We start from the raw sequence: 7,785 nt of genomic DNA, 5'->3' as shown, positions 1-7,785 counted from the left end.
GCACTTTGCCAAGAAGTTGTCCACAGAGCTGATGAACCTGGATTTGATATCCGCAAACTGATTCCTGCACCCACCAACACGATTGAAGATGCCGGTCCATACATCACTTTAGGTATGTGCTATGCAAGCGATCCTGAAACAGGTGAATCCGATGTTACAATCCACAGACTCTGCCTGCAGAGCGAAGATGAGATGACCATCTGGATTACTCCGGGCGCAAGACATATCGGTTCATTTTATGAAAAATCGATCAAACTTGGAAAACCACTTCCAATTTCAGTAAGCATTGGTGTGGATCCAGCTATTTCCATCGCTTCCGGATTTGAGCCTCCAACAACACCAATCGGATTCAATGAGCTGTCCATCGCAGGCGCGCTCAGAGGAAAGGCAGTTGAGCTGTGTCCATGCGTTACGATACCTGAAAATGCTATCGCCAACGCAGAATACGTAATTGAAGGCGAGCTCATTTTTGACAGACACATGGATGAAGACACACACAGCGGCACCGGAAAAGCTATGCCTGAGTTCCCGGGTTATACGGGACCGGCTGCCAAGAATATGCCTATCATCAAGGTTAAGGCTGTTACACATAGGAATAATCCTATCATGCAGACCTGTATCGGACCAAGTGAAGAACATGTAAGTATTGCTGGTATTCCAACCGAAGCAAGTATCCTTACAATGGTTGAGAAGGCTATGCCGGGACGTTTGGTCAACGTGTATGCTCATTCTGCCGGCGGCGGAAAATACATGGCAGTTTTACAGTTCAAGAAAGGTGTACCAAGTGATGAAGGACGTCAGCGTCAGGCAGCGTTGGTAGCATTTACTGCATTCCCTGAATTGAAGCATGTAATACTTGTAGATGAAGATGTAGATCCGTTTGACAGCAACGATGTTATGTGGGCAATGAACACACGTTTCCAGGGAGATATAGATACCATATTTATTCCGGGAGTACGTTGCCATCCACTGGATCCTACCGAAGACCCGGCCTACAATCCAAATATCAGAGACCGTGGAATTTCCTGTAAAACAATATTTGACTGTACAGTGCCATACGCATTAAAAAACAGATTTGAACGTGCAAAATTCCTTGAGCTGGATCCAAAGAAATTTTTGCCTGATATGTTTTAAGAAGTTTCAATGCTGTATTTTATGCAAAGCAATCTCTACCCATACGATATATTAAAATACACCTTTAAGATTAAAGCGAATCTACAGTGCTTCGGCTTAATGGTTACCGAAATGCATTGAAGAATACTTGAATCCCGAAATATCTGTGTGGGCACAATTGTTTGCTAAAATAAAAATAATAGAATGGGGGAATTTTATGAAAAAGTATACACATTATATCATCGCGCTTATAATTGGTTTAGTACTTCTTTTCGCTTTACCCGAAACAAACGGCCTTACAAACCTTGGTGTCAGGGCAATCGCCGTAATGGTACCGATTTTATATTTATGGTTGACGACAAACACTCACTGGGTTGCAATATTATCTCTTGCTTTACTGATTTTAACCCAGGTTTCACCACCAAATGTAATATGGGCAACATCTTTCGGACATTTCGTGGTTCCAACTATTATCTGCTTCATGGTATTAAATGAATGCCTTAGAGAAACAGGTGTCATCCACAAAATTGCGATTTGGTTTATCACCAGACCATTCGTAAAAGGCAGACCTATTATGTTCCTGAGCATGTTCATGTTATCAAGTACAGTTATCGGCCAGTTTATGGATAATATGTCTCTTGCTATTATCTATATCGGTATTGCAGCGGTTCTCTGTGAAGAAATGGGCTACAAAAAAGGAGATCCATTCTACACAGCAATGTTTATCGCCGTATTATGGCCAAACGTAGTCTACTCCATATCTTCTCCAATTGCCCATGCGCTTCCAAACATCCTGATGGGTGTTATTGAAAGCCAGACCGGCATAGTAATATCATATGGACAGTGGTTGGCAGTAGGTCTTCCGTTTGCAGCTGTCATGTTCGTTGTAATGGTGCTTGTAATGCGTCTTTGGAATCCAGACAGCGAAAAATTCAGAAACTTTGACATGGCAACAGTTAAGAATCCGCCACTCAAAAAAGAAGGCAAGATTGCAGCCGTTGTTTTCATTCTTGTAATCTTAATGATTATTTTACCAGAAGTTCTTAAAACCGCACTGCCAGGAATCACCGGCGTAATCAGAAGCTGGGGCGTAGTAGTTCCTGCAATCTTCGCTATAGCAATTCTTTCAATCATCAACGTACAAGGAAAACCTATCATGGATTTCCCGAAATGTACAAAAGCTATTCCTCTTCCAGCAGTACTGTTTGCTGGTATCGTAAGCTGTTTTGCACCAATCATCTCAGCCGAATCCACAGGTATTTCAGCTTGGATGGGAAATTCCCTTCGTCCTATATTTGAAGGAATGCCAGTACTTGCAGTTGTCATTATCATGATCATCTGCGCGACTATCATGACAAACTTCCTTTCAAACACTGTAACCATGGTTCTGTTCTTCAACTTGGGCGTAGCCTTGCTTGCAACTGCAAACTACAATATGGGAGCTTTTGGAATAATCATCGGCCTCGCTGCATCCATGGCAGCCTGCACACCATCTGCAGCCGTTCCATCACCTCTGTTCTTCGGACCGGAACATATTACCATGAAGAATTCCTTGAAATGGAACACGATTTTCATAGTAGTATCGATGATAGTAATAATAGTTGGTGTAGTTCCATTTGCAAATGCTTTACTGTAATAAATAAGACTTGTGTAATTTAGAAATGCTATTTTAAAGAAAGACTCCGGGGCGATGCCTCGGAGTCTTTGACGTCAAAAAGGACTATTATTCTTCTGCTGTATGGAAGGATAATGGTCTTTTTTCATGCTCCCTTCACGTGGCGTTCACAGACACCATCTACAATAACAAGTATTACAAGAGAGGAGAACATGAGAAATGTATATTTTAAAAAATGCACTCAGGAGTATTTCCAGATCGAAAGGAAGAAATATTCTGGTTGGAATTATTGTTTTGGTAATAGCGGTATCCACCTGTGTAGGATTGTCCATAAGACAGGCCGCTGTCGAAGCAAAAGCAAGCGCACTTGATTCGCTGGAGGTTACAGCACAAATATCGGTTGACCGGCAGTCGATGATGAAAAATTTGACAACCGAAAACGGAGAGACTGATAGGGAGGCAATGAAAGCAGCCTTTTCAAGCGTACCCAATCTCACCATCGAGGATATGCTGGTGTATGCAGGGGCAGATTCGGTTAAGAATTTCTATTATACTTTATCTACTTCCTTAGACGGATCAGATTCCATTGCTGCAATTGACACATCTTCTTCCACAACGGAGTCTTCTGCAGATCCGGCTGGGTTCGATGGCGCATTCAAAGGTGGAGGGACCCAGGGTGATTTCACTGTCATTGGCTATAGTGGTGAAAGTGCAATGACAGATTTTACGGATGGAACCAGCACCATCACAGAAGGAACTGTATTTAAAGAAGGAACAACGGACAACGTCTGTATAATCAGCGATGAACTGGCCCAGTATAATTCGCTAAGTGTGGGAGACAGCTTCACCCTGGTGAATCCAAATAACAGTGGTGAGACGGTTGCGCTCACTATAGTCGGAATTTACAACAACAGCAATTCAACTGTTGTATCTAGCGACAGCATGGGTGGATTTTCAGCTTCGACTGATCCAGCAAATGAAATATATATGAGTTACGCCGCACTGAAGGCAATAACGACGGCTTCGGCGGCAAGTGCTGCAACAACGACAGATACCGATGGAAACACCACAGGCTCTACTGCCTTAAGAGAGCAGGAATCGGGCATATATGTATTCTCAGATGTTGCGAGTTATGAGAAATTTGATAGTGAAGCCAGAGCGCTTGGGCTTGCTGACACATATATAATTTCGTCAAGTGATTTGGCGAGCTATGAACAAAGTCTGCAGCCGCTTGAAAATCTGAGCAGCTTCGCGACATATTTCCTGTTGGTAGTACTATTGGTTGGTGCAATCGTCCTGGTTGTATTCAATATCTTCAATATTCGTGAAAGAAAATATGAAATCGGGGTTTTGACTGCCATAGGTATGAAAAAATCCAAGGTGGCTCTCCAGTTTATCAGTGAGCTGTTTATCGTAACATTTATTTCCATCATAATAGGTACTGGGATTGGAGCAGGAATATCCCTACCGGTAACGAATTCATTATTGGCATCGCAGGTTTCGGTGCAGGAGGAGCAGGCTGCCAGCCAGGAAAGCAACTTCGGAAGAAGTAAAGATGCGGGCAATGCATTGCCTGCAATGGGAGGAACTGCTGCAAATACGATAGAATATGTAACGGAAGTCTCTTCTGCCACGGACTTTGTGGTCATATTCCAGCTGCTGGGCATAGGCATACTGCTGACGTTTATATCAAGCGGAGCAGCGGTGATAACCGTTCTTCGTTATGAGCCACTTAAAATATTGACAAACAGAGATTAGGAAGGAGGAGCAAAATGAATTTATTAAAATTGGAAAACCTGTCTTATTCGTATAATGCACAGGGCAATAAGGTCCTGGATCAGATGTCCTATGAGTTTGAAGCCGGAAAAATGTATGCCATAGTAGGAAAATCCGGCGCCGGAAAAACAACATTGTTATCATTGATATCGGGGCTGGCTTCTCCAACATCAGGAAAAATATTGTTTAATGATGAGGATATCAGCAAAATGGATAAATATAAATACAGAAGCCAGCACGTGGGGGTCATATTTCAAAGTTTCAATTTGCTTCAAAATCTGACAGCAGCAGAAAACGTGGTTCTTTCGATGGATATTGCTGAAATGAAACAGAGCAATAAGAACGAATATGCAATGGCTTTGCTCGATAAGGTTGGCTTAAGTACTGATGAGTCAAAACGAAGAGTTTTGAAGCTATCGGGAGGACAACAGCAGCGTGTTGCAATAGCCAGGGCACTGTCTTATAATCCCAGCATAATCCTGGCTGATGAACCCACAGGCAATCTGGATGGGGAAACCCAGGAAGAAATCATGTCGATATTTCGTGACCTGGCTAAGGAGGGGAAATGTATCATAATTGTGACCCATTCTCCTGCAGTTGCGGATGTGGTGGATGAAATATGGGAGCTGCAATCCATATCTAAAACCGACCCAAAAGATAAGCAGAAAGAACTGGGCTGTGTGTAATTCTACTATCCGTTTTGCTTGTGAGTGGATTTTTGATATGATATAATACGACCTATGCGAAATGGATAGGCAAGTATAAAAATTATTTGGAGGACAAAAATGGACAGTAGAATTGAAACAAAATGCATTCATGAAGGTTGGAAGCCTGCTAAAGGAGAACCAAGAGCGTTACCGATTTACCAAAGTACAACATTTAAATATGATACCAGCGACGAAATGGGAAAACTTTTTGATCTGGAAGCAGAAGGATATTTTTATACAAGACTACAGAACCCGACTAATGATGCTGTAGCAGCAAAGATTTGCGCCATGGAAGGTGGAGCGGCTGCAATGCTGACGTCTTCAGGACAGGCAGCTAATTTCTACTCGGTTTTCAATATCTGCGAAGCGGGAGATCATTTTATCGCATCTTCAGCCATATATGGGGGGACATACAATCTTTTTGGCGTGACAATGAAAAAAATGGGAATCGAATGCTCGTTTGTCGATCAGAATTTAACTGAAGAGGAGCTTGATAAGTATTTCAAACCAAACACAAAGGCAGTATTCGGAGAGACAATCACGAATCCGACAGTTTCCGTGCTGGATATTGAAAAATTTGCAAGATTGGCACATAAACACGGAGTGCCACTGATTATTGACAATACTTTTGCCACGCCAATCAATTGCAGGCCATTTGAGTGGGGCGCGGATATTGTCACACATTCCACTACAAAATATATGGACGGTCATGCTGTGGGCGTTGGCGGATGCGTTGTGGACAGCGGCAACTTTGCATGGGAATCCTATGGTGAAAAATTTCCAGGTCTGACAACACCGGATGAATCCTATCATGGTATCACGTATGCAAAGAAATTCGGGAAGGCTGCCTATATCACGAAAGCGACAGCCCAGCTGATGCGAGACCTTGGATCCGTCCAGTCCCCCCAGAATGCATTCTACCTGAATGTAGGACTGGAGACGCTTCATTTGAGAGTGAAGAAGCACTGTGAAAATGCCCTGGCGGTGGCTGAGTATCTGGAAAATAATAAAAAAGTATCTTGGGTTCATTATCCGGATTTGAAGAAGGATGAGTACCATTCCTTGGCGGAAAAATATCTTCCTAATGGTTCCTGCGGTGTACTGGCTTTCGGAATAAATGGTGGAAGAGAGAAATCCATTAAATTCATGGACAGTTTAAAGCTGGCCTCAATCGTAACCCATGTTGCAGACAGCAAAACCTGTCTCCTGCATCCGGCAAGCCACACCCACAGGCAGCTTACAGACGAACAGCTGATGGAGGCAGGTATAGCCCCTGATTTAATACGTTTTTCGGTGGGGATAGAGAATGTGGACGATATCATTGCTGATTTAGAACAGGCCTTAGGGCAGATATAGTAAAAAGTGCTGCAGACCATTTGCAATCAAGGTCTGCAGCACTTTTTGCTATATTTATCCATTCTTTTCAATATCAAATAAGGGAAATAAATCAACGAACTTTTTGATATATGGAGTGCGCATCTTTTTGTTCCATACACAAAGGATCCCGTTATAGTATCCTTCCAATGGAATTTTTTAAAAACACGCATTGTCGCCCAGATCAAAATAGTCATCAGTCAGTAATAATTCCTGATTGGTTTTATCTGCACTTTTTATCGAATAGGCATTTTTGTACGGCTTTCCAATTTTAGGAGCGATTTTGGCTCTTTGGAAAAATTCGGTTAAGAACCTTAAATAGTTTTCGGTCTTCTCTTCAACAATCTACTCCAATTGCAATTGCCGTACGTACATTTGCCTTCCTTGTAATATCGATAGGACTTTCACTTACAGGGAGCTTCTCTGGTGCATATGCAATTTTTATTGGTTTTGATATTATCGGCTTAATATTAATTTTCTGCATCACAAAATCTCCAAAAGGGAAAATGGACTAGTTTTCCTCCAAAGATTACTGCATTGCAATTCACAAAAAAACAATCAGCTAAAGCTGCATAACCGGGCTTTAGCTGATTGTCTTTTTTGTGTGTGCCCAACCTAGCACAAGCTAATCGGTTGACAGTATATGATATGTTGAAACATAAATAATATACAAATTTACAAGCACAATTTTGTTATATTTAAAGTGATTGACTGTATATCGGGTATAAGTTAAAAATACACATAATCAACAAGCCAATTATAATAATATTGCTATTTTTATAATATTTGTCTGTATTTCAAGTATATAGTGGAGTGCAACAACCTACAAATTGATTTGAATAATTTCGTAGTATTTGGGATGTTTGTAATGTTTGACTGTATATCCAGTATATGTTTTAAGGTTTTAACTTAAGTAAGTTATTCAACTTTAAATGCAAACAATTTACAACTTAGGAGGAAATGAATGAGTCAAATTTATGATTTAAGGTCCGCGCTGGAATTGTTGAAAACAATGCCTGGGCAATATGTCGAAACAGATGTACCAGTTGATCCAAAGGCTGAGTTGTCAGGCGTCTATCGCTATGTTGGTGCCGGCGGCACTGTTAAAAGACCTACACAGATTGGACCGGCTATGATGTTCAATAATGTGAAAGGACATCCAGGTGCTCCAGTAGTAATCGGAGTTTTGGCAAGCAGAGC

Annotated in this window: 6 protein-coding genes and 1 pseudogene; 6 read left to right on the top strand and 1 reads right to left on the bottom strand. The window is 41.7% G+C overall.

Annotation, left to right across the window (positions count from 1 at the left end; translation table 11 throughout):
- From BUA79_RS11900 to BUA79_RS11880, 5 genes are all read left to right on the top strand, one after another.
- The coding region (locus BUA79_RS11900) for a UbiD family decarboxylase (protein WP_073994636.1) at window positions 1–1,134 on the top strand (1,134 nt) is incomplete at its 5' end.
- 196 nt (window positions 1,135–1,330) lie between these two features.
- A complete protein-coding gene (locus BUA79_RS11895) occupies window positions 1,331–2,749 on the top strand; it encodes an SLC13 family permease (RefSeq protein WP_073994635.1) in 1,419 nt (472 codons plus the stop codon).
- A gap of 198 nt (window positions 2,750–2,947) precedes the next feature.
- On the top strand, window positions 2,948–4,486 hold the full coding sequence (locus BUA79_RS11890; protein ID WP_073994634.1) for an ABC transporter permease: 1,539 nt from the start codon (window positions 2,948–2,950) through the stop codon (window positions 4,484–4,486).
- Between the two features lie 14 nt (window positions 4,487–4,500).
- The gene (locus tag BUA79_RS11885; RefSeq protein ID WP_073994633.1) at window positions 4,501–5,190 is read left to right on the top strand and encodes an ABC transporter ATP-binding protein; all 690 of its coding nucleotides are present in this window, start codon (window positions 4,501–4,503) and stop codon (window positions 5,188–5,190) included.
- Window positions 5,191–5,289: 99 nt separating this feature from the next.
- Window positions 5,290–6,567: an O-acetylhomoserine aminocarboxypropyltransferase/cysteine synthase family protein gene (locus tag BUA79_RS11880; RefSeq protein WP_073994632.1), complete on the top strand. Its 1,278-nt coding sequence runs from the start codon at window positions 5,290–5,292 to the stop codon at window positions 6,565–6,567.
- 355 nt (window positions 6,568–6,922) lie between these two features.
- On the opposite strand, the gene BUA79_RS12625 is transcribed toward BUA79_RS11880, so the two are convergent.
- A complete protein-coding gene (locus BUA79_RS12625; protein WP_178138604.1) occupies window positions 6,923–7,069 on the bottom strand; it encodes a hypothetical protein in 147 nt (48 codons plus the stop codon).
- Between the two features lie 480 nt (window positions 7,070–7,549).
- Between BUA79_RS12625 and BUA79_RS11875 the strand changes: the two are divergent.
- Window positions 7,550–7,785, top strand: a pseudogene (locus BUA79_RS11875) (UbiD family decarboxylase domain-containing protein); the annotation flags it as partial.

The sequence above is a fragment of the Parasporobacterium paucivorans DSM 15970 genome (assembly GCF_900141895.1).
GTDB classification, from domain to species: domain Bacteria; phylum Bacillota; class Clostridia; order Lachnospirales; family Lachnospiraceae; genus Parasporobacterium; species Parasporobacterium paucivorans.
Note: the sequence above shows the minus strand (reverse complement) of the source record. Positions and strands in the feature narration are given on the sequence as shown.

Excerpts from the sequence above, each read along its gene's own strand:
- BUA79_RS12625 (WP_178138604.1), bottom strand. The coding sequence starts at position 7,069 with ATGCAGAAAATTAATATTAAGCCGATAATATCAAAACCAATAAAAATT.
- BUA79_RS11890 (WP_073994634.1), top strand. The coding sequence starts at position 2,948 with ATGTATATTTTAAAAAATGCACTCAGGAGTATTTCCAGATCGAAAGGA.
- BUA79_RS11880 (WP_073994632.1), top strand. The coding sequence starts at position 5,290 with ATGGACAGTAGAATTGAAACAAAATGCATTCATGAAGGTTGGAAGCCT.
- BUA79_RS11895 (WP_073994635.1), top strand. The coding sequence starts at position 1,331 with ATGAAAAAGTATACACATTATATCATCGCGCTTATAATTGGTTTAGTA.
- BUA79_RS11885 (WP_073994633.1), top strand. The coding sequence starts at position 4,501 with ATGAATTTATTAAAATTGGAAAACCTGTCTTATTCGTATAATGCACAG.